22 protein-coding genes are annotated in these 25,115 nt (G+C 69.9%); 15 read left to right on the top strand and 7 right to left on the bottom strand.

The window, feature by feature from the left end:
• Positions 1 to 10: 10 nt before the first annotated feature.
• The 3 genes from J7E45_RS09160 to J7E45_RS09150 are packed head-to-tail and all read right to left on the bottom strand — an operon-like array spanning position 11 to position 3,227.
• Entirely contained in the window at positions 11 to 1,036 is a 1,026-nt protein-coding gene (locus J7E45_RS09160; RefSeq protein WP_215068672.1) for a Gfo/Idh/MocA family protein, read from the bottom strand.
• Positions 1,033 to 2,046 (bottom strand): Gfo/Idh/MocA family protein, encoded by a 1,014-nt coding sequence (locus J7E45_RS09155; RefSeq protein WP_215068670.1) that lies wholly within the window; start codon positions 2,044 to 2,046, stop codon positions 1,033 to 1,035. The genes J7E45_RS09160 and J7E45_RS09155 overlap by 4 nt, the downstream gene beginning before the upstream one ends.
• Positions 2,043 to 3,227, bottom strand: a complete 1,185-nt coding sequence (locus J7E45_RS09150) for an ROK family transcriptional regulator (protein ID WP_215068667.1) — start codon at positions 3,225 to 3,227, stop codon at positions 2,043 to 2,045. The genes J7E45_RS09155 and J7E45_RS09150 overlap by 4 nt, the downstream gene beginning before the upstream one ends.
• Before the next feature lie 189 nt (positions 3,228 to 3,416).
• Here J7E45_RS09150 and J7E45_RS09145 point away from each other — a divergent pair, with 189 nt between their 5' ends.
• The 8 genes from J7E45_RS09145 to J7E45_RS09110 all read left to right on the top strand — a co-directional run bounded on the left by J7E45_RS09145 (position 3,417) and on the right by J7E45_RS09110 (position 12,911).
• Positions 3,417 to 4,658 (top strand): ABC transporter substrate-binding protein, encoded by a 1,242-nt coding sequence (locus J7E45_RS09145; RefSeq protein ID WP_091027550.1) that lies wholly within the window; start codon positions 3,417 to 3,419, stop codon positions 4,656 to 4,658.
• A 75-nt stretch (positions 4,659 to 4,733) separates the two neighbouring features.
• Positions 4,734 to 5,639 carry a carbohydrate ABC transporter permease gene (locus tag J7E45_RS09140; protein WP_029263160.1) on the top strand — a complete coding sequence of 302 codons (906 nt, stop codon included), beginning with the start codon at positions 4,734 to 4,736 and terminating at the stop codon, positions 5,637 to 5,639.
• Positions 5,636 to 6,553, top strand: coding sequence for a carbohydrate ABC transporter permease (locus J7E45_RS09135; protein WP_215068665.1), 918 nt, complete (start codon positions 5,636 to 5,638; stop codon positions 6,551 to 6,553). The genes J7E45_RS09140 and J7E45_RS09135 overlap by 4 nt, the downstream gene beginning before the upstream one ends.
• Before the next feature lie 19 nt (positions 6,554 to 6,572).
• Complete coding sequence (locus J7E45_RS09130) at positions 6,573 to 7,607, top strand: NAD(P)-dependent oxidoreductase (RefSeq protein WP_215068663.1); 1,035 nt, start codon at positions 6,573 to 6,575, stop codon at positions 7,605 to 7,607.
• Entirely contained in the window at positions 7,607 to 8,668 is a 1,062-nt protein-coding gene (locus J7E45_RS09125; protein ID WP_215068661.1) for a dihydrodipicolinate synthase family protein, read from the top strand. The genes J7E45_RS09130 and J7E45_RS09125 overlap by 1 nt, the downstream gene beginning before the upstream one ends.
• Entirely contained in the window at positions 8,665 to 9,690 is a 1,026-nt protein-coding gene (locus J7E45_RS09120; protein ID WP_215068658.1) for a hydroxyacid dehydrogenase, read from the top strand. Before J7E45_RS09125 ends, J7E45_RS09120 begins: the two co-directional genes overlap by 4 nt.
• Positions 9,691 to 9,703: 13 nt before the next feature.
• On the top strand, positions 9,704 to 10,648 hold the full coding sequence (locus J7E45_RS09115; protein ID WP_251053560.1) for a GNAT family N-acetyltransferase: 945 nt from the start codon (positions 9,704 to 9,706) through the stop codon (positions 10,646 to 10,648).
• A gap of 109 nt (positions 10,649 to 10,757) precedes the next feature.
• Positions 10,758 to 12,911, top strand: coding sequence for a peptidase C14 (locus J7E45_RS09110; RefSeq protein ID WP_251053558.1), 2,154 nt, complete (start codon positions 10,758 to 10,760; stop codon positions 12,909 to 12,911).
• Positions 12,912 to 13,217: 306 nt separating this feature from the next.
• Here J7E45_RS09110 and J7E45_RS09105 read toward each other — a convergent pair whose 3' ends face one another.
• The 3 genes from J7E45_RS09105 to J7E45_RS09095 all read right to left on the bottom strand — a co-directional run bounded on the left by J7E45_RS09105 (position 13,218) and on the right by J7E45_RS09095 (position 16,472).
• A complete protein-coding gene (locus tag J7E45_RS09105) occupies positions 13,218 to 14,660 on the bottom strand; it encodes an APC family permease (protein WP_215068655.1) in 1,443 nt (480 codons plus the stop codon).
• A 304-nt stretch (positions 14,661 to 14,964) separates the two neighbouring features.
• Positions 14,965 to 15,807 (bottom strand): SDR family NAD(P)-dependent oxidoreductase, encoded by an 843-nt coding sequence (locus tag J7E45_RS09100; protein ID WP_215068653.1) that lies wholly within the window; start codon positions 15,805 to 15,807, stop codon positions 14,965 to 14,967.
• Between the two features lie 8 nt (positions 15,808 to 15,815).
• Entirely contained in the window at positions 15,816 to 16,472 is a 657-nt protein-coding gene (locus J7E45_RS09095) for a GntR family transcriptional regulator (protein ID WP_167633592.1), read from the bottom strand.
• Positions 16,473 to 16,621: 149 nt separating this feature from the next.
• Here J7E45_RS09095 and J7E45_RS09090 point away from each other — a divergent pair, with 149 nt between their 5' ends.
• The 4 genes from J7E45_RS09090 to J7E45_RS09075 are packed head-to-tail and all read left to right on the top strand — an operon-like array spanning position 16,622 to position 22,165.
• The gene (locus tag J7E45_RS09090; RefSeq protein ID WP_251053548.1) at positions 16,622 to 18,856 is read left to right on the top strand and encodes a DUF4148 domain-containing protein; all 2,235 of its coding nucleotides are present in this window, start codon (positions 16,622 to 16,624) and stop codon (positions 18,854 to 18,856) included.
• Positions 18,857 to 18,890: 34 nt separating this feature from the next.
• Positions 18,891 to 20,282 carry a hypothetical protein gene (locus tag J7E45_RS09085; protein WP_215068651.1) on the top strand — a complete coding sequence of 464 codons (1,392 nt, stop codon included), beginning with the start codon at positions 18,891 to 18,893 and terminating at the stop codon, positions 20,280 to 20,282.
• Between the two features lie 54 nt (positions 20,283 to 20,336).
• Entirely contained in the window at positions 20,337 to 21,092 is a 756-nt protein-coding gene (locus J7E45_RS09080; RefSeq protein WP_215068649.1) for an SDR family NAD(P)-dependent oxidoreductase, read from the top strand.
• Positions 21,089 to 22,165, top strand: a complete 1,077-nt coding sequence (locus tag J7E45_RS09075) for an enolase C-terminal domain-like protein (RefSeq protein ID WP_215068648.1) — start codon at positions 21,089 to 21,091, stop codon at positions 22,163 to 22,165. Before J7E45_RS09080 ends, J7E45_RS09075 begins: the two co-directional genes overlap by 4 nt.
• A gap of 150 nt (positions 22,166 to 22,315) precedes the next feature.
• Here J7E45_RS09075 and J7E45_RS09070 read toward each other — a convergent pair whose 3' ends face one another.
• Entirely contained in the window at positions 22,316 to 23,146 is an 831-nt protein-coding gene (locus J7E45_RS09070; RefSeq protein WP_215068646.1) for a zinc-ribbon domain-containing protein, read from the bottom strand.
• A 103-nt stretch (positions 23,147 to 23,249) separates the two neighbouring features.
• Between J7E45_RS09070 and dinB the strand changes: the two genes are divergently transcribed.
• The 3 genes from dinB to J7E45_RS09060 all read left to right on the top strand — a co-directional run bounded on the left by dinB (position 23,250) and on the right by J7E45_RS09060 (position 24,948).
• The gene (dinB, locus tag J7E45_RS09065) at positions 23,250 to 24,446 is read left to right on the top strand and encodes a DNA polymerase IV (protein ID WP_215068644.1); all 1,197 of its coding nucleotides are present in this window, start codon (positions 23,250 to 23,252) and stop codon (positions 24,444 to 24,446) included.
• A 162-nt stretch (positions 24,447 to 24,608) separates the two neighbouring features.
• A complete protein-coding gene (locus J7E45_RS18055; RefSeq protein WP_285228978.1) occupies positions 24,609 to 24,740 on the top strand; it encodes a hypothetical protein in 132 nt (43 codons plus the stop codon).
• 58 nt (positions 24,741 to 24,798) lie between these two features.
• Entirely contained in the window at positions 24,799 to 24,948 is a 150-nt protein-coding gene (locus tag J7E45_RS09060; protein ID WP_215068642.1) for a hypothetical protein, read from the top strand.
• The last annotated feature ends 167 nt before the right edge of the window (positions 24,949 to 25,115 follow it).

Raw genomic sequence — 25,115 nt, 5'->3', positions numbered from 1 at the left:
GGTGCGGTGTCTAGCCGAGGGTGATGACCTCGCCGGCGCGGGCTGCGGAGAGCTGGGCGGCCTTGGCGATCTCGACCGTGCGGATGCCGACGCCGGCATCGGGCTGCGGCTGCCGGCCCTCGCGCACGGCGCGGACGAACTCCTCGAGCAGCAGGGCGTCGAGGTCGGCGCCGACGGGGCTCCACGTCTCGCCGCGTCCATCGTGCCCGGCCACGCCCTTCGCGAAGGGGCTGACCGTCACGGTGCCGCGCTCGGCCACCACCTGCAGCGTGAGCCCGCCCCAGGTGGCTGAGCTCATCGGCCAGCTCCACGAGCAGTCGATCGTGGCGATCACCCCGCTCGGGTACTGGATGGTGACGAGTCCGCCGGTCTCGACCGCGAGCTCGCGCTGCGCGTGCAGGATGCCGTTCGACACCGCGCGAACCGACTGCGCCCGCTCGCCCAGCAGCTCGTCGAGCAGGTCGGCGCAGTGCACGACGTGGTCGACGAGGGCGCCGCCGCCCGCCAGCTCGGGATCGGTGAACCAGGCGCGATCCTGCGGGAGCTTGCCGTTGTTGATGCCAGTGACGCCGAGGACCTTGCCGAGGCGGCCGCTCTGCAGCTCGGCGATCGCGTCGCGCACGCTCGGCGCGAAACGCACCGGGTACGCGACCATCAGGATCACTCCGGCCTGCTCGCACGCCTCGCGCATCGCGATCGCGTCGTCGACGGTCGTGGCCAGCGGCTTCTCGCACAGCACGTGCACCCCGGCGGCGGCCGCGCGCTCGACGAGCGCGCGGTGCCGGGAGTTCTCGGCGGCGATCACGACGGCATCCGGCTTCCAGGCGAAGGCCTCGTCGTAGGTCTCGACGTACGCGACACCGAGCTCGGCGGCCAGTGCGGCACCGCGGGGGGCGTCGTCCGGAGCCGTGGCGCCGTCGGGGTCGGCGGCGATCAGCTCGACGCCCGGCATGTCCTTCAGCGCGTGCACGTAGCTCAGGGCGTGCGTGTGCGCGAACGACAGCACGGCGATCCGCAGCGGGGTGGGGGCGGTCATCGGACGGCCTCCTCGGCCTCGGTGCGGTCGGGGGTGGGGAGCGCGACGGGGGCGCCGGCGGCGATCGAGGCGTAGGCGGCCTCGGCGACCGCGACGGCTTCGATGCCATCCGCCGGGCTCACCCTGGCGTCGCGGCCTTCGCGCAACGCGGCCACGAAGTCGACGATCTCGGCGTAGTACGGGCTCTCTTCGGGCGACATCGGCGGCAGGTAATCGGTGGCGCCGGCGTCGAGCACGGCATCCGTCCGCAGCGACGCGTCTTCGGCGCTGTCGTAGCGCAGCCGGCCCTCGGAGCCCGCGACCTCGACGCTCGTGCGGAACGGCATGCCCGGGGCGACCCAGCTGGCGTGCAGGTGGCTGATCACGCCGCTGCGGTGCGTCAGCACGACGTGCGCGGTGACGGGTGCCGCAACCCGGTCGTCGACGGTCGGCGGGTTCTGCACCGCGAAGACCGTGGCGACGGGGCCGGCGAACCAGACCGCCTGGTCGATGTCGTGGATCATCAGGTCGCGGATGACGCCGCCGCCGGTGCTCTCCGAGAAGAACCAGGGCGTCTGCGGCGCGGAGCCGGCGCGGCTGAACCGCTGCACGGCGAGGGTGCCGATGCGCCCGGCGTCGATGCCGGCCTTGATCTGCGCGTACTCGCCCATGTACCGGACGACGTGGGCGGGGAAGAGTCGCACGCCCGCCTCCTCGGCCGCGCGGGCGACGGTGGTGGCGGCCTCGGCGGTCGCGGCCAGCGGCTTCTCGCAGATGACGTCGCGCCTGTGCGCGATGGCCCGCAGGGCGAAGTCGGCGTGGGTGCTGCTGGGGGTCACGATGTCGACGATGTCGACCAGCCCGATGAGTGTGTCGACGTCGGAGACGAGCTCGAAGCCGTACTCCTCGGCGATCTCCTCGGCACCGGCCAGAGAGGTGACGTACCCCTCGGCGCCCAGCGCCCGCCAGGCGTCGGCGTGCACGCGCGAGATGCCGCCGGCTCCGATGAGTCCGACCTTCAACGTGCTCACTGCTTCTCCTCGGGGTCTTCGGGGGTCGTGTCGTCCGCCCCGACCGGCTCGACCGGCAGGGGGGTGATGGGCGGGGCCGGCATGTCGTCGATGCCGTAGATCTCGGCGGCGTGCCGCTGGAACGCGTGCACGACCGCACCGTGCGCCGCGGCCTCGGCGCCCAGGCGGGCCTCGGCGAGCGGCACCTGGAACGGCAGGCCGAGGTGTCCGGGGAGCGCTGCCCGCAGCGGGTCGAGCAGCTGCTCGTGTGCGGCGGAGAGTCCGCCGCCGATCACGATCATCGCGGGGTCGACCGTCATCGTCAGGGTCGCGATCCCGTGGGCGAGTTCGTCGATGAAGCCGTCGAGCTCCTGCTGCGCTGCGGCGTCTCCGCCGCGTGCCTTCGCGAAGACCTCGGCGGCGGTCGGCGCGGTGCGCCACGAGATCTGCCCGGTCTCGGTGTTCAGCCCGCGGAAGGCGAGGCGGCCGATGTCGCCGGCGGCGTTGTGGATGCCGCGCCGTGGGCGACCGCCGAGGATGAGGCCCATCGCGATGCGGTTGCCGACCGAGAGGTAGATGACGTCGTCGACGAGCTGTGCGACACCCAGGTGGTGTTCCGCCACGGCCGCCAGGCGCACGCCGTTGTCGACCGCGACGGGGCAGCCGAACGCCTGCCGCAGCTGCGAGCCGATGTCGATGCCCGACCATTCGGGGATGACGACCGAGGTGGTCACGCGCCCCGTGTCATCGACGATGCCGGGGAGGGAGACGCCGACCGCACGCAGCTTCGACGCGGGGATCCCGGCGTCGGACAGGGTGCGGCGCACGTCGTCGATGACGGCGGTGAGTTTGGAGGCGCCGTCGGGCTGCTCGGCGACGCCGGGGTAGCTGCGCTGCACGATCACGGCCCCGGCGAGGTCGGCCAGCACGACGCGCACGCTGGCGACGCCGATGTCGACGCCGACCACGGTGCCGGCGGCCGCGTGGAAGGAGTAGCGGCGGGCGGGTCGACCGGCCCCGCCGCCGTTCTGCGCCGGGGCGTCGACGATCAGTCCGGAGTCGGCAAGGACGGTCACGGCGTTCTCGACCGACGTGCGCGAGATCTCGAGCGAACGGGAGAGGTCGTTGACGGTCGCGGGGCCTGCGTCACGCAGCTGCAGAGCCGATCGCGCGACGATCGAACGCGGACTGTTCACGGCCATGTGCTGCCCCCTCTTCTTCTCCGTCGTCGGGTGCGATCAAATTAGCACACCGAATTCTCAGATCAAGCTTTGTTGTTCTCGAGCGGGAAACACGGCTGAAACAACCGTCTGGGAACTTGTACTTGACGAATTATCCCATCCCAGTGTCATAATGAACCGTACTCAGCACGGTTCAAGCAAAGGAGCACCATGCGCGTCAGCAAGTTCATCGGCGTCGCCGCGGGAGTCGCGGCCGCCACCCTGTTGGCCGGATGTTCGGCCGGCGGAGGCAACACCGCAGAGGGTGAGCAGGACATCACGGTCTGGCTCTACCCGGTCATCGCCGACGAGGCGGTGCACAAGGACTTCTGGGACTCGACGATCGCCGACTTCGAGAAGAAGAACGAGAACATCAACGTCAAGTACGAGATCTTCCCGTGGGCCAACCGCGACGAGGCACTCCAGACGGCGATCGCCGCCGGCAAGGGTCCCGACGTCGTCTACCTCATCCCCGACCAGCTCGCGGCGTACCAGAAGTCGATCGCGCCGCTCAACGACCTGCTGAGCGAAGAGCGTCAGGGCGACCTGCTGCCGAACGTGAAGAAGTCGGTCACGCTCGACGGCGACATCCTCGGGGCTCCGCTGCTCACCAGCGCCCAGCCCCTCCTGTGCAACGCGGCTGCGTTCGAGGCCGCCGGCGTCACCGAATACCCCGAGACGTGGGACGACATCGCCGAGATGGCCCCGAAGTTCACGGAGAAGGGCATGTACGCCCTCAATTACCCGGCATCCGCCGAGAACACCCTGAACCTCACCTACTACCCGCTGCTGTGGCAGGCCGGTGGCGAGGTCTACACGAAGGATGGCGACATCGGGTTCGACAGCAAGGAAGGCGAGAAGGCGCTCACGTTCCTCACCGACCTGGCCGATGCCGGAGCACTCGACCCCGAGGCACTCACCACCAACGTCCCGCTCGAGCAGACGGCCGTCGCTCAGGGCAAGGTCGCCTGCACGTGGAACAACGCGGTCCCCGAGGTCCTGCCCTTCTGGGGCGAGGAGAACGTCAAGGTCCTCGCACCGCTGACCGAGAAGGAGACCGTCGCCTACGGCACGGTCGGCTCGCTCTCGGTGCTCAAGGGCTCCAAGGCGCAGGACGCCGCGGCGAAGTTCGCGGAGTACGCGACCGGCGCCGACGTCATCGAGCCGTACCTGAAGGCCGCCGGCTTCTTCTCGGCGCTCAGCACCACCGAGCCGCTGTACGCGGATGACCCGCTGCTCGGCGAGGTCGAGAAGTACGTGCCCGACACCACGGTCGGCGAGCTCAACGCCTCGTCGCGTGCGCTGATGGGTGTGCTCGCTCCCGAGATCCAGGCGGCATTGCTCGGGGACAAGTCCCCGGAGGATGCTCTGAAGGATGCCGCGACCGCCGCGGCACCGCTCATCAAGAAGTAAGCAGCACCGGGGGCGTGCGGAGCCCGAACTCCGCACGCCCCCGTTCCCTTCACTCCCCCACGTGAGGAATCACTGATGACGACGGCAACCACGGCCAAGAGGCCCGCAGGGCGGGTCGCACGGGTGCTCGCACGGCGAGAGGCACGCATCGCGTTCCTGTTCGTGCTCCCCGCGTTCCTCCTCTTCATCGCCTTCCGCTTCGGCCCCAGCATCGTCGGCGTCGCCCTGAGCTTCTTCGACTACGACATCACCGGCGAGATCTCGTGGCGCGGGCTCGACCACTTCCAGCGCATGATCGCCGACCCGCTGTTCTGGCGGGCGATGGGCACCACACTGATCTACACCGTGTTCGCGGTGCCGATCGCCCTCGTGCTCTCCACCGTGATGGCGCTCGGCGTGCGCCGCGCCTTCCGGGGCGCACGCTTCTTCCGCTCGATCTTCTTCCTCCCCGTCATCACCTCGCTGGTGCTGGCCGGCTCGATCTTCGTCTGGATCTTCTCCGCCAACGGCCCCTGGTCGGCGCTGATGACCCCGCTGGGTCTCGGCGGCTCGTGGCTGGGCAGCACCGTGCTCGTCATCCCGGCCATCGTCGTCGTCGGCGTCTGGTCGCGATTCGGCTACGGAATGATGATCCTCATCGCCGCGCTGCAGGACGTGCCGCGCGAGCTCGAGGAGGCAGCTCTGGTAGACGGCGCCAACGCCTGGCAGCGGTTCCGGTACATCATCATGCCGGTGCTGCGCCCGACCTTCTTCTTCCTCGCGGTGATCGAGACGACCGCCGCGTTCCAGGTCTTCGACGTCATCTACGTGATGACCCAGGGCGGGCCGGCCAACGCCAGCTACTCGCTCGTCTACATGCTCTACGACCAGGGCTTCCGCTACTTCGATTACGGCTACGCGGCCGCCATCGGTGTGGCCCTGTTCATCATGACCCTCGTCGTCGCGCTCATCCAGCGCCTGGTGATCGGAAAGCAGAAATGACCGCTCTGTTGCAGCCTCCGACACAGCCGCCGACGCAGTCGCCGGTGATGCCGCCGAAGATGTCGACCAAGCAGCGCCGCGCCTACCGCGCGCTCCAGCCCACCGGCTGGGGGATCGTCGGGCGATGGATCTGGCTGAGCCTGGCCGGCATCCTCAGCTTCTTCCCCTTCTATGCGATGGTCGTGCTGAGCCTGAAGCCGAGCATGGTCGTCGAGCTCCCCGGCTCGCTGCTGCCCTTCCAGGACATCTCGTTCGAGGCCTACGAGCAGGTGCTCGCCGGGCAGAACATCCTCGGCTGGCTCGGCAACACGCTCATCTACTCGCTCGTCTCGGTCGTCGCCGTCCTGTTCCTCTCGGCGCTCGCCGGCTACGCCTTCGCCAAGAAGCGCTTCCGCGGCAAGGAGGTGATGTTCTGGTCGTTCCTCGCGATGGTGATGGTCCCGTTCCACGTCACCCTCATCCCGACGTTCATCCTCATGGCGAACCTCGGCGGCGTCGACACGTACTGGGGCCTGATCCTGCCCTCGCTCGCGAACGCGCAGGCCGTGTTCCTGATGCGGCAGTTCATCTCGGGCCTCCCTGACGAGCTGTTCGAGGCCGCCCGCATCGACGGTGCGGGTGAGTTCCGCATCTTCCTGCGGATCGTGCTGCCGCTGTGCAAGCCGATCCTGGCGACCCTCGGCATCTTCGTCTTCCTGTGGCACTGGAACGACTTCCTGTGGCCGCTCATCATCGCGAAGTCCAACGCGATGTTCACACTCACCGTCGGCATCTCGTCGCTGCAGCAGCAGAACGTCCCGCTGAGCACCATGCTCGCCGGGTCCGTCGTGGCGCTGCTGCCCATCTTCCTCGCGTACCTCATCGCTCAGCGGTACGTGCAGGAGGGCGTGGCCGGTACGGGCATCAAGGGCTGAGAAGAAGGGAAAGCACCACATGACTCAGCACAGTTTCACTTCAGAGGCCGATCTCGAGGAGGCGCTCGCCACACCGAGCGCCGGCCTGATCGACGACCTCGCGCGCGGGGCGGGCGACCTCGTGATCCTCGGTGCGGGCGGCAAGATGGGCCCGACCCTGGCGATGCTCGCGCGCCGCGGGATGGATGCCGCCGGCCGCCAGGACGACGCCGTGTACGCGGTCTCGCGCTTCGGTGATGCCGCGATCCGCGAGCGCCTCGAGGCCGCGGGCGTGAAGGTCGTCCCGTTCGACCTGATCGAGAACGACGACTTCTCCGCGCTGCCGGATGCTCCCAACGTGGTGTTCATGGTCGGGGCGAAGTTCGGCGCCGCGACCAACGCCTCCTGGGCATGGGAGGTCAACGCCGCCCTGCCCGACCGCGTCGCCCGCCGTTACCGCGACAGCGCCATCTCGGTGCTCTCGACCGGCAACGTCTACCCGTTCCTGCCCGCCTCCTCGGGCGGAGCAGCCGAAGAAGTGCAGCCGGCACCCATCGGCGAGTACGCGCAGTCGTGCCTCGGTCGCGAGCGCGTGTTCGAGTTCGGGGCGCAGGAGCGCGGGACCAAGGTCGCGATCATCCGCCTCAACTACGCGGTCGACCTGCGCTACGGCGTGCTCGCCGACATCGGCAGCGCCGTGCACGCGGGGCAGCCCGTCTCGGTCGCCACCGCCAACGTCAACGTCATCTGGCAGGGCTACGCGAATGAGGTCGTGCTGCGCAGCTTCGTGCACGCCTCGACCGCCCCGTTCACGATCAACCTCACCGGGCCCGAGCTGCTGAGCGTCGACTCGATCGCCCGGCGTTTCGGCACCCTCTTCGACCGTGAGGTCGAGATCGTCGACGAGCCGCAGCCCACCGCGCTGCTCAGCGACGCTCGCCGGTGCATGGCGCTGTTCGGCTACCCGTCCGTCTCGGCCGAGACCCTGATCGGCCTGCAGGCCGACTGGATCGAGAAGGGCCTCCCGATGATCGCCAAGCCGACCAAGTGGGCAGTCCGCGACGGGAAGTTCTGATGACCGTTCCCACCCTGCGACCGGAAGCCGCGGCCACCCTCGCCCGCGGTGCCGTGATCCCGGCGCATCCGCTCGCCCTCACCGCCGAGCGCCGCATCGACGAGCGCCGCCAGCGCGCGCTCACCCGTTACTACCTCGACGCGGGCGCCGGCGGCGTGGCGGTCGGGGTGCACACGACCCAGTTCGAGATCCGCGATCCCGAACACGCCCTGTTCGAACCCGTGCTCGCGCTCGCCGCGGAGGAGTTGGATGCGCGGGCGAGTGCCGACGTGGTGCGCATCGCCGGCGTCGCTGGTGGCACCGCCCAGGCGGTCGCCGAGGCCGAGCTCGCCCGCGGGCTGGGCTACGACGCCGTGCTGGTGAGCCCGCGCGTGGCCGGCGCCGACGAGCGGGCCCTGCTCGAACGCGCCCGCGCCGTGGGCGAGGTGCTGCCGGTGGTCGGCTTCTACCTGCAGACCGCGATCGGCGGCCCTGTGCTCGACCGGGACTTCTGGCGCGAGTTCGCGTCGATCCCGGCCGTCGTCGCCGTCAAGGCTGCGCCCTTCGACCGGTACCGCACGCTGGAGCTGGTGCGCGGGGTGGCTGCCTCGGGGCGCGCCGATGAGATCGCGCTCTACACCGGCAACGACGACGCGATCGTCGCCGACCTGCTCTCCGAGTTCCATGTGGAGTCGCCCTCCGGTGCACGCACGCTGCGCTTCGTCGGCGGACTGCTCGGCCAATGGGCGGTCGGCACGCGGGCCGCGGTCGCGCTGCTCGAACGCGCGCAGCGCGCGATGGCCGGAGATGAGAAGGCGTACCGCGACCTGGGGCTCGTCGCCTCCGACATGGTCGACGTCAACCAGGCCGTGTTCGACCCGGGCAACGACTTCCACGGAGTGATCGCGGGCGTGCACGAGATGCTCCGCCAGCAGGGGCTGCTCGACGGCACCTGGTGCCTCGACCCCGCAGAGGGGCTGTCGCCCGGCCAGGCGGAGGAGATCGAGCGGGTGCGCCACGCGTACCCCGACCTGAACGACGACGCCTTCATCGCCGAGAACCTCGAGGCCTGGTTGCGATGAGCGCGGCGGCGAGCGTGGGAACGGTGGTGTCGACCGTGGTCGCGGTCGTCTCCGAGGAGCTCTTCGCGGAGTTCTTCTTGGGTGAGGATGCGGAGCGGCTGCAGGCGGTCGCCGCCGGTCTGGGCGGGTCGTTCGTACGGGTGGATCGGCTGTCCGATGCGGAGCTCGCCGAGGCGCGCATCGTGATCACGAGCTGGGGCGTCGGCCCCTTCGACGCGGCGGTGCTCGCCTCGCTGCCGAAGCTCGAGCTCATCGCGCACACCGGCGCCACGATCAAACCCTTCGCGACGGATGTGCTCTTCGACCGCGGCGTCGTCGTGACCCAGGCGGGTGCGGGCATGGCGCGGCCCGTCGCCGAGGTGTCGCTGACCTTCACGCTCGCGCTGCTGCACCGGGTGCCCGAGATGCACAACGCCCTGCGCGCCGACGATGGCTGGTACGACGCGGATGCCGTGGGCGTGCAGCGCGAGATCCTCGGCACGCCCATCGCCGTGATCGGTGCCTCGCGCACCGGACGGGCGTATCTCGAACTGATCCGTGCGCTCGGGGCCGAGCCGCTGCTGGTCGACCCGACTCTCGATGCGGCCGCCGCGGCGGAGCTCGGGGCCGAGCTGGTCACCCTCGACGAGGCGCTGCGGCGTGCGCAGATCGTCGCCGTGCACGCGCCGACCCTGCCCGAGACGCATCACCTGATCGGCCGCCGCGAGCTCGCACTCCTGCGCGACGGCGCGGGGCTCGTGAATACGGCCCGGTCGTGGCTGGTCGACGAGGCCGCGCTGATCGAAGAGCTGGAGCGCGGTCGACTGAGTGCGGCGATAGACGTCTTCGACGAGGAGCCGTTCGCCGCGGACAGTCCGTTCCGCTCGCTGCCCGGCGTGCTGGTCACCCCGCACCGGGCGGCCGGCACGAGTCAGGGACGCCGGCGTCAGGGGCGGATCGTCGTCGACGAGGTCGAAGCCTTCGCGGAGGGGCGCACCCTCACTCACACCATCTCCCGCGACCAGCTGTCTTCGATGGCATGACCGGGCCGGCGGGATGCGCGGCCGCCGCGCGGGCATCGTGAGCGCGGCGACGATCCGTGCCGCCCGCGCCACGGACCAGCAGGCGCTCGCCGCGCTGTGGGCGACGGCGTTCACGCCCCCGCTCGCTCCCGACCAGTGGCTCGTCGACGACGAACGGCTCGCGCACACGCGGGTGGCCGAAGATGACGAGGGCCTCTGCGGGTCGATCTACGGACTGCCCAAGCGGCTCCGGGAATCCGACGGCGGGATCGCCGCGGTGCACGCCATCGGCAGCGTTGCGGTCGCCGAGCGGGCGAGGGGGCAGGGGCTCGCACGCCGGCTGGTCGCCGCGACTCTGCAGGCAGCGGGCGACGCCGACTGGGCACTGCTGTTCACCGGCACCCCCGAGGTGTACCGCTCCAGCGGGTTCGAGACGTTCTCGATGGCGCGGACCGTGGCCGGGCCCTGGCGCGCTGCGACGCCCGCCGCCGTCGGGACCGAGGGGCGCGTCGTGCGCGAATCCGTCGGGCTCGGGAGTCTCCGCGCAGTGCGCGAGGTCTACGAACGTTCACGGTCCGATCTGGTCCTGGCGCCGGAGCGCGGTGATCGGGACTGGGCGATGGCGGAGGTACGGCTGCGAGGCGCCATTCTGTACCGCCGGATCGAGGGATCGACCGTGGTCGGCTACGCGGTCGCCGAGCGTCACGGCCAGGTCGGCATGCTCCTGGAGAGCGCCGTGCTTCCGGATGCCGACGGTGTGCGGGATGACCTGCTCGCCACGGTCGCGGTGGATTGGGCATCCGCCGGGGTGACGTCGTGCGAGCTCGCCGTGCCCGCCCTCCCGGAAGAGGACCGCGCGCTGCGTGCGTTCGCGCCCGAGGCCGTGCGGCAGGACGACCGCACCGGGATGATCCGCCCGCTGCGGCGTGCGGCGCGACTGCACGGCATCCGCCACTTCACGGCGGGCGACTACTTCTGAGCACCGGCTCGGACAACGGCACTGGGGACTGGGGATCGATCGGATGATGCGGCTCGGCCGGACGGCCGGACGCCTGACCGCGGCGATGACGCCGCACGGAAGGATGAGCATGACCCCGCAGGAGATGACCCAGACCGAGACGGCTGCGCTGCGCAGTCGGCGCATGCTGCTCGCCGGATTCGGCGCTGCCGCGATCGGTGGAGTGGCCGCCGTCGGCATGCCCGCGGCCGCGCAGGCCGCCGGACCCGTGGCGCCGCAGAGCTCGTCGGGCTCGGCGAACGTCGCCAACGGCGGCACCGCGACTGAGCTCGCGAAGCGCAAGGGCAAGGACGGCGACCTCGTGCGCACGACCGGGTACGCGGCGGCCGGGGACGGCGGCGACGGGCTGTACCGGTTCGTGAAGAAGGATGCTCCGGCGGCGAACGGCGGTACCGTGCTCGCCGGTCCGAAGGGCGGTGCCTGGCTGCTCCTGCACGACGGCGTCGTCGACTTCCGCATGTTCGGTGTGATGAACGCGAAGGTGAATGCCGACGACGCGCTCGACACGATGGTGAACGATGCGAGCATCCACCGCATCGAGGCCCACAGCGACCTGAACTTCGTGCGCCGTCACAAGTTCTCGCGGTCGCGCATCGCGTTCGACTTCGGTGGACACCTCATGACGACGGTCGGCATCGAGAACGCCGGCAAGGACGACCCCTTCGCCGCGGTCATGTTCTTCCGAGGCGAGGTGACCGATGCCGTGCACGAGGCGCGGCTGAACGAGGTGGTCCCCGACCTCGGCGACGTCTTCCCCGTCGCCGACTCCTCCTTCTTCGCGGTCGGCGACTGGTACGCCGCCGAGGTGAACGCGCTCTCGGGCCGCTGGGAGCGAGAGCTGCAGCGGCTCGTGCAGGTCACGCAGATCGTCGATGGCACGCACATCCGCATCAACTACAAGAACGGCTGGCCGCTCGGCAAGGACCGCACGATGACCTGGCGCCGGGTGGTGCCGGTGCAGGACGTCACCGTGTCGAACCTGAAGTTCCTCGGTACCGGCAAGGACGAGTACACGGGCTCGCACCCGCTCGCCTTCGAATACGCGGTGCGCTGCGACGTCGACCACATCGACGGCACGGGCACCTTCTGGCCGCTCATCCAGCGCCGCTGGAACACGTACTACTCGACCGTGAGCTGCACGCTCAAGAACCCCACCTCGGTCACCTGGGGCGGCGCCGGCTACCTGACGCAGCAGATCTACTGCCTGTACGGATACGTCGCCAACTGCCACACTGCCAACTCGCGGCACCTGAACGACTTCACCGCGAGCGCCTACTGCCTCGTCGAGAACTGCCACGGCGACGGCGACGACCAGGGGCCGTTCGTCACGCACGGCCAGTACGAGCACGACCTCACCTACACCGGCAACTCGGGGCTCATGACGTTCGCGAACTCGGGGGCGGCCTGGGGATCGGCGGCCAAGCGCATCACGGTGCGCAAGCACGTGTGCTCGTGGTTCGTCGCCCGCGTGCGCATCACCGACCTCACGCTGGAAGACGTGCAGGTGATCGGCAAGCCCTCGCTCGCCGGCTCCGGGATGCTGTGGATCAATGCCGACGGCGCCCAGCTGCGGGGGTGCACGGCATCCGACACGCTCGTGATCACGCAGGCGTCCGACAACTCCGGGCGCCCGACGGTGATCGCCGACTCGCACTTCACGTTCGTGGCGCCGGGCGAGCTCACCAACGCCACCGTGAAGACCCCGGTCACGTTCGTCGACACGGTGCTCGACCGCGTGGGCGGCATGAAGATCGCGGGCTCGGGTGCGGTCACGTTCCGCGGCTCGACCCTGAACGCGGCGGATGATGCGGCGCCGATCGTGTCGTCGTCGGCGCAGCTGCGGTTCGAGGGGTCGACGCTGCGCAACGCCCGCATCGAGGCGGCGCGGAGTGAGCGCCAGGTCGTCGAGGTCGCCGGTTCGGATGTGTCGATCAAGGGCGGCACCGGTGTCTCCCGGACCGGCGACGGCGAGCTGCACCTGACACTGTCCGACAGCAGCTTCCGCGCCGAGGGATCATCCACCCACGTCGCGGTCACGAAGGGGGCGACGCACTACCGCGCGGTCGGCAACCGCTTCGAGGGCGGCGCGCTGGAGCTGGCGGATGCCGCATTCGGTGGCTCGTCGACCCTGCTGCACACCGGCAACGTGGAGTCGGGCGTGACCCGCACGGCCTTCCCCGCCGGGGGCGACCGCGTCGTCGACACCGCCAACCTCGTGGTCTGACACCCGGTCCCCGTCCCGGTCCCGTCCCCGCTCCCGCGCGCGCACCCGTCCCTGTCGCCGAGTGCACGGGCTACTCGCGAGTGCACGGCTTCTCGACGTGAAGAAGCCGTGCACTCGGCGGGAGGTCGTGCACTCGGAGGCCGCGCAGCGCCCATAATTCGCGCCCGCACACCACGGCCGCATCTCATGAAGGAGAACTCCCGTTATGAAGGAGGATCCGCTGATCCTGGTCCTTCATGACGAGAGTTCTCCTTCATAGCGGGCCGCGGGCCGCGGGCTGAGCGAGGGGCCGGGGGCGAGGGGGCGTCAGCGCGGGCGGCGGGGGCTGTCGGGGTTCATCAGCGAGTGGCGGCGGCCGTAGGCGAAGTAGACGACGAGTCCGATCACGAGCCAGACCCCGAAGCGCAGCCAGGTCTCCCAGTGCAGCTGCGAGATGAGGAACAGCGAGAAGGCGACGCCGACGATCGGCACCACCGGCATGAACGGCAACCGGAAGGTGCGCGGAGCCTCCGGCTTCGTGTATCGGAACACGACGACGGCGATGCACACGACGACGAACGCCGCCAGGATGCCGATGTTCGTCAGGTCGGCCACGGCGCGGATGGGGAAGATGCCGGCGAAGAACGCGGAGCCGATGCCCGCGATCCAGGTCACCCGCTGGGGCACGCCGCGGCGGTCGACCTTCGAGAACCATCCGGGGAGGAGTCCGTCGCGGCTCATCGAGAACCACACGCGGGTGGCGCCGAGCAGGAACGTGAGCATGACCGTGAGGATCGAGAGCACCGCGAACACGGAGATGATCGAGGCGATGACGGGCAGTCCCACGCTCGAGAATGCCGAGGCGAAGCCGGCCTTGGGGTCGATGTCCTGGTAGTTCTGCATCCCGGTCAGCACCAGCGTCGCGGCGACGTAGAGCAGCATGGCGATGATCAGCGACAGGATGATCGCCTTCGGCATGTGCTTGCGCCCGTCCTTCGCCTCTTCTGCGGCGGTGCTCATCGCGTCGTAGCCGAACACCGCGAAGAACACCGTCGCGGCCCCGGTGAAGACCGGGCCGAAGCCGGACGGCATGAACGGGGTGTAGTTGTCGGTGTTGATGTAGAAGATGCCGAGTCCCACGATGAACAGGATCAGCAGGATCTTGATCCCGACCGCCACCAGCTCGAACCGGCCGAAGGTCTTGGTACCGCGGCTGAGGAGGAATGTCACGAGCAGGCAGATCAGGATCGCCGGGATGTTGACGACGCCGCCGGGCTGGTCGAACGTCTCGGTGACCGCGGTCGGCAGGTGCACGCCGAAGCCGGAGAGGAACGCGTCGAGGTAGCCGGAGATCCCGATCGCGACGACGGCCACGATGGCGACGTATTCGAGGAGCAGATCCCAGCCGATGAACCAACCGGTGATCTCCCCGAGCGCGACGTAGCCGTAGCTGTACGCCGATCCGGCACGGGGGATCATCCCCGCGAACTCGGCGTAGGAGAGTGCGGCCGCCGCAGATGCCAGCCCGGCGATGAGGAATGAGATGACGACCGCGGGGCCGACGCCGGGGTTCGTGGCGTCGCCGTGTGCGACGAGACCGGCGAGCGAGAAGATCCCGACGCCGACGATGCCACCGACGCCGATCGCGGTGAGCTGCCACAGTCCGAGGGATTTGAAGAGACCGCTGCTCTCCGCCTCCTCCGTCAGGTCGCCGACCGGCTTGCGCCGCCAGACGGAGTACGCCGGATTCTTCGGATTCGTGCGGGGCATCCTTGCCTCCTTGAGGTTCCGCGCGCCCCGGGTGGGGGCGGCGTGCGAATGGCTGAGCTGGTTGAGCGGTAACACGTTACGCTCGCGGCGGTCGCTCCTCAATCGGACTTATGGCCAGGGTTCGGCGCCGAGCGTGCGACCACCTTTCGGCGACCGCCACCGCTGCCGAGTGCACGGGTTGCTCGCGAGTGCACGGGGTGTTCGCGCGGGAAAGCCGTGCACTCGGCAGGAAGCCGTGCACTCGGCGAAGGGGGGAGAGGGGTGGGGCGGGAGAGGGGCGGGGGAGGGCGAGGGGCGTGACGGGCTACGGCGACGGGATGCCGACGAGTTCGGCGCTGCGTTGCCAGAGGGCCTCGGCGAGATCCGGGTCGTTCACTTGCGGATTGACCTTCGTGGTGAGGGTGCGCTCGTCGTAGTACGCGCCGGAGAACCAGGTGTCGCCGGGGGTGCCCTCGATGAACCAGCGCAGAGTGTCGCCGCCCTTGTCGGCCCCGATCAGCAGGAGGTGCTTGAGGGGCGTGCGGTAGAGCAGCCGCATGATGCTCGACGAGTCGGACGCGAAGTTCGTCTGCACGGTGCCCGGATGGAACGCCACCGCGCTGAGTCCGTCGGCATGGAACTTCGTGTGCAGGCTCTTCGCGAACAGCACGTTGGCGAGCTTCGCGTCGCCATAGGCCTTGTTCGGGCTGAAGCGGCGGGTGTTGTCGAGGTCGTCGACGTCGATGTGCCCGAAGAGGCGGTGGCCGATGCTCGAGGTGTTGATGACCGCGCCGCCGGACGCGAGCAGCTGCGGTAGGAGCAGGTTCGTGAGCAGGAACGGCGCCAGGTGATTGACCTGCATCGTCTTCTCGAAGCCGTCGACGGTCGGGGTCTGATCCCCGAAGATGCCGCCGGCGTTGTTCGCCAAGACGTGGATGCCGCCATCGCCGACGGCATCCGTGATCTTCTCCGCCAGCGCCCGCACGTCGTCGAGGCGGGCGAAATCGGCCGTGAACCAGTCCGATCCGGTCTCCTCCGCGACCGCGCGGGTCTTCTCGACCGATCGGCCGACCAGGATGAGCCGGTTCGACGGCGAGGCGAGCTGGCGGGCGGCGGCTGCCCCGATCCCGTCGGATGCTCCGGTGAGGACGATCGTCTTCTGAGGCACGGGCCGTGTCACTCGGCTTCGGCCGAGGGGGTGATGCGCCGGACCGCGCGGGTGACGTGCTCGGCGATGACCGCCTGTGCCCGGTCGGGGTCTCCGCTCGCGATGGCGTCGACGATCTGCTGGTGGCTGCGCACGTGCTCTTCGAGCTCGGCGGGGTCGAGCGCCGCGTTGGCGGCGTGCAGGAACCCGGTGATGCGTCCACGCAGCTGCCCGCTCACCTCGTCGAGGAAGCGGTGTTCGGCGAGGTCGGCGAGTGTCTCGTGGAACAGGCGGTCTTGGCGCAGCACCTCGTCGATGTCGCCGGGAGCGGCATCCGACATCGCCTGGACGATGGCACCGAGACGGGCAGCGGATTCCTCGTTCCACCGCTCCTGCACCCGGATGGCCATGAACTGCTCGAGCACGATCCGCAGGCTCGAGATCTCCTCCAGATCCTGCGCGCTCAGCTGTGCGACGCGGGCGCCGCGGCGGGGCTCGCGGGTGATCAGACGCTCTTCGGCCAGACGGGTCAGGGCTTCGCGCACCGGGATGTGACTCACGCCGAGGCGGTCGGCGAGCTTGCGTTCGACGAGGCGCTCGCCGGGCGCGAGCTCTCCGGAGTGGATAGCGGCGCGCAGCTCGTCCGTGACCTGTTCGGCGATGTTCTGATCCGAGACGCTGCGCATTCGGGTGCCCTCTCGATCCGCGGCGCAGCCTCGTCGAGTGGTGCGCATTCGTTCGCTCGATGCTATGGCATTTCTCGGATCGGTGGACACCGTCGCGTATTTGCTAGATGCTATAGCAAAGGCTTCAAAGAGATGACGAAGGGGTTGTCATGACCGATGGATCGACCGTTGCGGCGGATTCGCACGCAGGTGCCACGACACCGGCGAGCGCTGACGCGGAGGGGACGGTGCGGTCCACCGGTCGCCGCGCCCTCATGGCCGGACTCGGTGCGGTCGCGCTCGGCGCTGCCGGCTCCCTCGCTGTCGTGACACCCGCGCAGGCGGCCCCCGTCGCCATGGGTGCGAAAGACATCACCAGGGCGGAGACCGTCGCCGAGCTGGCCCGCCTCCGTGCACGGGACGGCGAGGTGGCCATCGTCGCCGGCTACCGGACACCGGGCGACGCGGGGCTGCTCGTGTACGTGGGGTCCGACGCGGCGAAGATCACGCCCAACGGCGGCACGGTGATCGCCGGCAAGCGCGGTACCACCTGGCTGCTGCAGCATGACGGCACGCTCGACTTCCGGGTCTTCGGCATCACGGGGCCCGAGACGGCGGCCGATGATGCGCTCGCCGCGATGGTAAACGATCCCCGCATCCGGCGGATCGAAGCGCACACGGATCTGCTGTTCCAGAAGCGGCATCGCTTCACGCGCTCCCACCTCGAGATCGACTTCGGCGGGCACGTCATCGCGACGGAGGGCATCGAGCCGAACACCCACGACAACCCGTTCGGCGCGGTGATGTTCTTCACCGGGGTATCCCGAGACGTCGTCGTCGAGCATCAGCTGGCCGAGGCCTGGCCTGAGCTGACGGATGCGGTCGCCGTCCCCGATGCGGCGAAGTTCCCCGTCGACACGTGGTGGGCGGTGCAGTGCGACACGGTCGCCGGAGGCGGCGCCGATGAGCGCGAGATCCAGCGGTTCGTCCAGGTGACGCAGCAGATCGATGGGCAGCACATCCGGATCAATTACCTCAATGGCTGGCCGCTGGACAAGGGCCGCAAGCTCACCTGGCGGCAGATGGCCCCGGTCGAAGGCGTGCGCATCTCGAACATGCGGTTCCTCGGCGCCGGTCCCTTCGACGGGCCCACCGACGGCTCGTTCCCCGACGCGCGCGAGCTGACAGGGTCGCATCCGATCGCGTTCGAGTACGCCATCGGATGCGATGTCGCCGATGTGCACGCCAGCCGCACGTGGTGGCCCGTCGTGATGCGGCGGTGGAACACCCACTTCACGACCGAACGCTGCTCGGTCGAGAACCCGCCCACGGTGTTCTACGGCGGCGCGGGGTACCTCACTCAACAGATCTACTGCCTCTACGGGCGGGTGAGCGACTGCACGTCGTCGAACGCGCGGCACCTCAACGACCTGACCGCCAGTGCGTACTGCATCGTCGAGAACTGCCACGGTGACGGCGACGATCAGGGCGGCAACCCGTTCACCACCCACGGTCAGTACGAGCACGACCTCACCTTCATCGGATGCTCGGGGCTGATGGACATCGCCAATTCCGGCGCGCAGTGGGGCACCTCGGCCAAGCGCATCACGGTGCGCGACCACGTCTGCTCGTGGTTCGTCGCCGGCACGAAGATCAGTGATCTGACGCTGGAGAACGTCCGCGTGATCGGACGGTCGACCTTCGACCCGCAGGCGACCATGACGATCAACGCCGACGGCGCCCAGGTGCGCGGATGCACAGCCGGGCTGTTGGCCATCGGGCAGCGGTCGGCCCGATCGTCGCGGCCGACGACGATCGAGGACTGCACCTTCGCGCTCCCGAAAGACCAGGTGCTCATCCAGACCCCGGTCACGGTTTCCGTGAGCTTCGTGCGCTGCACGATCACGGGAATCGACGGGATGAAGGCGCGTGGTTCCGGACGCGTCGAGTTCGTCGACTGCCGGTTGAGCGGACCGGTGAAAGGCGCGCCCGCCGAGATCGGTGCGTCGAGGGTGACCATTCGGGGCGGCTCGGTGCGTGATGTCGTGCTCTCCGCGACCGCCGTGCGCGACCAGGTCATCGCGCTGGAGGGCGTCGAGCTCGGCACCGAGCGCGGCGAGGGCGCCCTGATCTCGAGGGCTGCCGGCTCGGGGGTCATCACCTGGCGTCTGAGCGGCCTGACCTCGACGGCGCCGAAGGGCGTGGCGCATGTCGACATCGGCGCGGGCGTCAATCACGCGCGCGTCACCGGCAGCCAGTTCGTCGGAGGGCGGCTGCGGTTGGCCGACGGCTTCTCGGAGCCTTCCACGCTGCTCTACAGCGACAACGTCGAGCGCGGTGTCGAGAAGGATGCTCCCGAGGCCGGAGACCGGGTGCTGATCGCCGACGTGCTGACGAGCGCGTGACCGACGGCATCATGGACAGCATGGAGGACCTCTCGTGAACGACACGGCATCGCCCACCCAGCTCGGCGATCGCATCCGCATCCCCCGTACACGCGCGCGCATCGGCGTCGCCCGGCGCGACGTCACGCCGCCCGTCGGCATCCGAGCGAAGAACTGGGGTCCCGCCGACTGGGAGCGCTCCGAGGGGGCGCACCGCCCGTTCGAGTTGACCGCGCTCGCCGTGATCGCGGGAGACCACCGACCGAGACTGTTGCTCGCGGTCGACGGCACGTGGTGGCGTCGCGTGGCCGACGAGCAGGGTGTCCGCGGGGCGATCCTCGATGGCCTCGGACTCGACCCCGATCAGCTGATGCTGTCGCTCTCGCACACGCATGCCGGCGCGGTGCTCTGCGCGGCCGATGCGCACCTCCCGGGTGGAGAGCTGATCCCCGGGTACCTCGAGGCGCTCGCCGCCGCGGGCATCGCCGCCGGACGCGAGGCACTCGACGGGGCGGTTCCCGGACTCATCGAGTGGACGACCGGGCGCTGCACGCTCGCGGCCGACCGCGAGCTCGATGTCGACGGTCGTGCGCTGGTGGGCTTCAACCCCGCAGGCATCGCCGACGACACCGTCATGATCGGCCGCCTCAGCGTCGACGGTGTCGTGCGCGGCACGCTCGTGAACTATGCGTGCCACCCGACCACGCTCGCCTGGCAGAGCCGTGAGGTCTCGCCGGACTACGTCGGCGCGATGCGCGAGATCGTCGAGGCCGCCACGGGTGCGCCGTGCCTGTTCGTGCAGGGCGCATCGGGCGAGCTGGCACCCCGCGAGCAGTACACCGGCGACGTCACGGTCGCCGACCGCCACGGACGCTCGCTCGGGCATGCGGTGCTCGCGGCCCTCGATTCGCTGCCTGCGCCGGGGGAGGAACTGACCCTCGAGGGCGTCGTGGAGTCCGGCGCTCCGCTGGCGATCTGGGCCGGGCGGGGTGTCTCGGGCGGGGACGGCGCGGCCGGTTCGGTGACGAGCGTCGAGCTGCCGCTGCGCGACCTGCCGACGTTGGAAGAGCTCGCTGAGGAGTGGAAGGACATCGACCCCCGCTCGCGTGAGGAGCGTCTCGGCCGCGCGCGCAACCTGCGTGACGGGTACATCGACGGGCCGACGGTGCAGCATCCGGTCTGGGCCTGGCGGCTCGGGGATGCGGTGATCGTCGGGCATCCGGGCGAGGCGTACTCGCGTCTGCAGACCGCGTTGCGGGCACGGTTCCCCGAGACGCCGATCGTCGTGATGAACCTCACGAACGGCCCCGGCTTCGTGTACCTGCCCACGCGCGATGCGTATGACCGCGGCGCGTACCAGGCGTGGCAGACGCCGCTCGCTCCGGGCGCCCTCGACCTGCTCGAGGAGCATGTCGCGGCGGTCGTCGCCGATCTCCTCGACCGCTGAGTCGCGCGCCCGCTACACTTGCTATAGCAAATCTCGCACACCCTGAGGAGAGCAATGACCGCGCCCGTCGCCATCGTCACCGGAGGATCCGCCGGCATCGGCTGGGAGATCGGCCAGCGCCTCGCCGCCGACGGCTACACGGTCGTCGCCGCGGATCGCGTGCCCGGACTCACCGCGGGAGACAACCCCGCCGGCATCCTGTGGCGCGAGCTCGACGTGACCGACCACGCCGGCGTCGACCGGGTGTTCGGCGAGATCGAGGCCGAGCTCGGACCCATCGAGGTGCTCGTCAACAACGCCGGCATCCAGCGCCACCGCGGCATCGAAGACCTCAGCTGGGACGAATGGTCGGCGGTCGTCGACGTCAACCTGCACGGCGTCTTCTCGGCGCTGCAGGCCGCCGGCAAGCGGATGCTGGAGCGCGGCGACGGCCGCATCGTGAACATCTCGTCGATCTCGTCGCGCGGGTCGGCGGGACGCGCTCCCTACGCCACGACCAAGGCCGCCGTGATCGGCCTGACCTCGACTGCCGGTGCCGAGTGGGCCTCGCGTGGCGTGCGGGTCAATGCGGTCGCGCCCGGCTACATCGACACGGGAGTCTTCCGCCAGGGCGTCGAGGCCGGCACGCTCAGCCTCGACACGATCCTGTCGCGCATCCCCGCGAAGCGCCTGGGCGACGCGAGCGAGATCGCCGCGGCGGTCAGCTTCCTCGTCTCCGACCAGTCCCGCTACATGAACGGCCAGACCCTGTATGTCGACGGCGGCTTCATGGTCGACTACGGCATCCCCCTGGCGAAGAAGCCCGAATGAGCACGATCGCGCGCATCGAGACGGCCACGGCTGCTCTGCCCCTCCCCGCGCCCTTGCAGTTGGGGGCGATGACGGTGACCCGCCGCGAGTACAGCGCGGTGCAGGCGACCGCCGACGACGGCACGACCGGCGTCGCCTACTGCCTGTCGCGCGAGGCGCCGATGGCCGAGATCGTCGACCGGCTCGTCGCGGCACATGCGGTCGGTGCGGATGCCGATGACCCGATCGCGACCTGGGAGCGGATGCTGCGCGGCAGTGCGATCGTCGGGCGGGTGGGTCTCGTGCGGCGGGCCATCGGCCTCGTGGACATCGCACTGTGGGACATCGCGGCACGACGCGCTGACGTGCCGCTGTGGACGCTGCTCGGCACCGGAGACGCGCCGCGGGACTCGATTCTCGTCGCCGCATATCCGTCGCCTGACCGGGCTCCGCGCGAGGTCGCCGACGAGGTCCTCGCTCAGGCCGACGGCTGGACGTACGTGAAGATCTCGCGCATTCCCGATCCGGCATATATGCGCGAGCTGTTCGCCCTGCTGAACGCCGAGCTGCCCTCCGCGACCGGTCTGATCGTCGACGTCGGCTTCGGCTGGCCGGATGCCGATGCCGCCCTGGCCGAGATCGCGCAGTGGGGCGACCCGCAGCTGGCCTGGCTCGAAGACCCGCTGCTCCCCGAAGACGCCGCGGGTGTCGCCCGCATCCGTCGGGAGTCGGGACTTGCCGTCTCGGTCGGCGATGAGGTCACCGACCCCGCCGTGCTGAAGGCGCTGGTCGAGGTCGGCGGGGTCGAAGCGCTGCGCCTCGACGTCGTCGCGATCGGTGGCGTGACCCCGGCGCGGGAGCTGATCGCCTGGGCGGCCGAGCGCGGCGTGCCCGTCTCGGGGCATGTCTACCCCGAGGTCACCGCCCACCTGGGCATCGGCGTGGAGACCTTCGCGCGGGGTATCAACCCGTACGACCCGGCGCCGTCGTTCGTGCTCGGCGGTCCGTCGTTCGAGGGGCGGATCCGGCCGACGGATGCCGTGGGGCTCGGGTTCACGCTCGATCCTGGAGTGTTCCGGTTCGGGAAGGGCTGACGGGGCGGCGCCGGCAGTCGCGTCGCGCGTTCTGGGAGTCGCTCCGCGCGTTCTGAAGGAGAAGTCGCGGAATGAAGGACGTTCTGCGCTGTCGGCTCCTTCGTTTCGAGAGTTCTCCTTCGCGACGGGTGGCCGGGAGCGCTCAAGGCCTCACCGCAGGTACGCGTCCACGAGCAGAGCGCCGCGGATGACCCGCAGCTCGTCGATGATGCGCACCACGCTCTTCGCACTCACCGACGACAGCGCGAGGTCGTGCGCACCGAGGGGTTCGAGCTTCCCGGTGCGGATGCGGATGACCTCCCACCCCGCAGCGCGGAGGGCGCGGTCTTTGCGCAGATCGGCATCCTGTCGCTTGCCGACGTGCTCCAGGCCATGACGGCCGACCGTGTCGTACTCGAGCGCGACTCGCAGTTCCGGGAACACGATGTCGGGCCAGACCTCGGTGTGGCGGAAGAACGGGCGCGACACTTTCACCGCGTTCACCGCCGCGTCGAATTCGATCAGTGCTCCGAGCTCTGTCCGTAGGCGTCCCTCCACCGCGGATGCCGGGCGCGGGGCGCACGCGCTCACGAACGCGGTTCCTGCCGGCAGGTCGGGCGTCTTGGCGCAGAGCGCGGGCGCGGGACGACGGGGTTTGCGTGGGAGAGCACGGGCTTCGCCCAGCACGACCGGTTGCGGACGGGCGAGGGCCGAGCACTCGGGACACCACGCGGAGCGGCGCCGCACCTGTCCCGGCCGCTCGCGCTGCTCGGTCGGGGTGGCGGCGAACCGGTGCCCGACCGGGCACTCCCAACAGAGCAGCACATCGGCCGCGAGCGGGACCTGCGACAGCGCGATGCCGTGATTGAGCTCGGGGTGGTACTGACGAATCAGCTCCGGGTACGCCGCCCACCCGGCGCGGTACGTGCCCACCTCATACGGAACGGCGCGACCGCGGGAGAACTGCCGTCGCGCCCACCATTGCTTCACCGGTTCCGGCACGCGCCGACGATATCCGCGAGCACGGACATCCCGTCGTCCTTGCTCGATCCCGACCTCGATGTCCCCGGTCCGTGCGACGATCCGCACGTCGACGGGAGAACGGATGCGTGGGGAAGCCACGGTGCTGCACGCCGATCTCGATGCGTTCTACGCGTCGGTCGAGCAGCGCGACGCGCCGGAACTACGCGGTCGACCCGTCATCGTGGGCGGCGGGGTCGTGCTGGCCGCGAGCTATGAGGCGAAGGCGCGCGGGGTCCGCACGGCGATGGGCGGACGGCAGGCGCGCGAACTCTGCCCGGATGCCGTCGTCGTCCCGCCGCGGATGGAGGCATACTCCGCCGCGAGCAAAGACGTGTTCGCGATCTTCCGCGACACCACCCCGCTCGTCGAGGGGCTCTCGATCGACGAGGCGTTCCTCGAGGTCGGGGGGTTGCGACGCATCGCCGGCACGCCGGAGCAGATCGCGGCCCGGTTGCGGGAACGCGTGCGGGCGGAGGCAGGACTTGCCATTTCGGTGGGGGTCGCGCGCACCAAGTTCCTCGCCAAGGTCGCCAGCGCCGTGAGCAAACCCGACGGCCTGCTGGTCGTCGAGCCCGAGCGCGAGGAGGAGTTCCTGCTCCCGCTCCCGGTCGAACGGCTGTGGGGCGTGGGAGCGGTGACGGCCGAGAAACTGCACCGCTACGGCATCCGCACCGTCGGCGAGCTCGCCGAGCTCGAGGCTGCGACGGCGGAGCGGATGCTGGGCAAGGCGACGGGCGCCCACGTGCACGCGCTGGCCCGGCTGCGGGATCCGCGACCGGTCGACACCACCCGGCGGCGCGGGTCCGTCGGCTCACAGCGCGCGCTCGGCAGCCGCCCGCGGTCCGCGGAGGAGCTCGACCTGATCCTCACCCAGATTGTCGACCGGCTCGCTCGCCGCCTCCGTGACGGCGACCGCGTCTGTCGCACCGTGGTGCTGCGGCTGCGCTTCGGCGACTTCACGAAGGCCACCCGCTCGCGCTCGCTCCGTGCGCCCACCGACCGCACCGCCATCGTGCTCACCCTGGCCCGCGCCCTGCTCGCCGCGGCGCAGGCCGACATCACGGCGCGCGGCATCACCCTGATCGGCATCTCCCTGTCGCAGCTCGACCGCGCCGGCAACGTGCAGCCAGAACTGCCGATCGACTGGGGTGATGACGCGCGACTCGACTCCGTGCTCGACACCCTGCGCGATCGCTACGGCTCGACCTCGGTGTCGCGGGCGGCGCAGCTGGGGCGCGATCCTGGGTGGTCGTCGCCGATCCTTCCCGAGCACGAGTGACCCGGGACCGTTGTGCCGCTGCGACCGCGCGTTCTGCGGCTGCGCCCGCACGTTCTGAAGGAGATCGCACGGTATGAAGGAACCCTTTCGCGGATGGCTCCTTCATTCCGCGAGATCTCCTTCGCCTCGCGTGGCCGAGCCAGGGCGTTCTAGACTGCCGGCATGCCTGTCATCGCCGTGATCTTCCCCGCGCTGCTGCTGCTCACCGCCGTGTTGACGGAACTCGCAGGCCGCGGTCGACTGCACCGCAACCGGCTCGCCGGCATCCGCACGAACGCGACGATGCGAAGGTGACGCATCGTGGGCAGCATCCCACCGCGCGGCGGCCAAGACCGTCTGGATCGGCTTCGTCGTGAGTCTCGCTGCAGCCCTCATCGCGCTCGTCACCGAAGGCACTGCGTCCCTCGTCGCTGTCGTTGCGGTCGCGGCCATCTTCGTCGCCACGTCTGTCGTCTCACTCCTTCAGGCGAACCGCGCCGGTGCGGCCGCGCACGCGGGGTAGGGGCTCACGGATCGCAGTTCTGCGGCGTGCCAGTGTCCCGAGAGTCGCGCGTTCTAAAGGAGAAAGCACGACATGAAGGAGCCTTTTCGCCTACGGCTCCTTCATGTCGCGAGATCTCCTTCAGGTGGAGAGGCCCGCTGACACAGGATGTCGGGAGGGCCGGCCGG

This window comes from Microbacterium sp. ISL-59 (genome assembly GCF_018613945.1).
Taxonomy (GTDB): Bacteria; Actinomycetota; Actinomycetes; order Actinomycetales; family Microbacteriaceae; genus Microbacterium; species Microbacterium oxydans_B.
This window is presented reverse-complemented; position numbering and strand designations above follow the sequence as displayed.

Bases quoted from the DNA above. Each gene is read 5' to 3' on its own strand.
- J7E45_RS09160 (WP_215068672.1), bottom strand. From the start codon at position 1,036: ATGACCGCCCCCACCCCGCTGCGGATCGCCGTGCTGTCGTTCGCGCAC.
- J7E45_RS09150 (WP_215068667.1), bottom strand. From the start codon at position 3,227: ATGGCCGTGAACAGTCCGCGTTCGATCGTCGCGCGATCGGCTCTGCAG.
- J7E45_RS09145 (WP_091027550.1), top strand. From the start codon at position 3,417: ATGCGCGTCAGCAAGTTCATCGGCGTCGCCGCGGGAGTCGCGGCCGCC.
- J7E45_RS09140 (WP_029263160.1), top strand. From the start codon at position 4,734: ATGACGACGGCAACCACGGCCAAGAGGCCCGCAGGGCGGGTCGCACGG.
- J7E45_RS09135 (WP_215068665.1), top strand. From the start codon at position 5,636: ATGACCGCTCTGTTGCAGCCTCCGACACAGCCGCCGACGCAGTCGCCG.
- J7E45_RS09130 (WP_215068663.1), top strand. From the start codon at position 6,573: ATGACTCAGCACAGTTTCACTTCAGAGGCCGATCTCGAGGAGGCGCTC.
- J7E45_RS09125 (WP_215068661.1), top strand. From the start codon at position 7,607: ATGACCGTTCCCACCCTGCGACCGGAAGCCGCGGCCACCCTCGCCCGC.
- J7E45_RS09120 (WP_215068658.1), top strand. From the start codon at position 8,665: ATGAGCGCGGCGGCGAGCGTGGGAACGGTGGTGTCGACCGTGGTCGCG.
- J7E45_RS09115 (WP_251053560.1), top strand. From the start codon at position 9,704: ATGCGCGGCCGCCGCGCGGGCATCGTGAGCGCGGCGACGATCCGTGCC.
- J7E45_RS09110 (WP_251053558.1), top strand. From the start codon at position 10,758: ATGACCCCGCAGGAGATGACCCAGACCGAGACGGCTGCGCTGCGCAGT.
- J7E45_RS09105 (WP_215068655.1), bottom strand. From the start codon at position 14,660: ATGCCCCGCACGAATCCGAAGAATCCGGCGTACTCCGTCTGGCGGCGC.
- J7E45_RS09095 (WP_167633592.1), bottom strand. From the start codon at position 16,472: ATGCGCAGCGTCTCGGATCAGAACATCGCCGAACAGGTCACGGACGAG.
- J7E45_RS09090 (WP_251053548.1), top strand. From the start codon at position 16,622: ATGACCGATGGATCGACCGTTGCGGCGGATTCGCACGCAGGTGCCACG.
- J7E45_RS09080 (WP_215068649.1), top strand. From the start codon at position 20,337: ATGACCGCGCCCGTCGCCATCGTCACCGGAGGATCCGCCGGCATCGGC.
- J7E45_RS09075 (WP_215068648.1), top strand. From the start codon at position 21,089: ATGAGCACGATCGCGCGCATCGAGACGGCCACGGCTGCTCTGCCCCTC.
- dinB (WP_215068644.1), top strand. From the start codon at position 23,250: ATGCGTGGGGAAGCCACGGTGCTGCACGCCGATCTCGATGCGTTCTAC.
- J7E45_RS18055 (WP_285228978.1), top strand. From the start codon at position 24,609: ATGCCTGTCATCGCCGTGATCTTCCCCGCGCTGCTGCTGCTCACCGCC.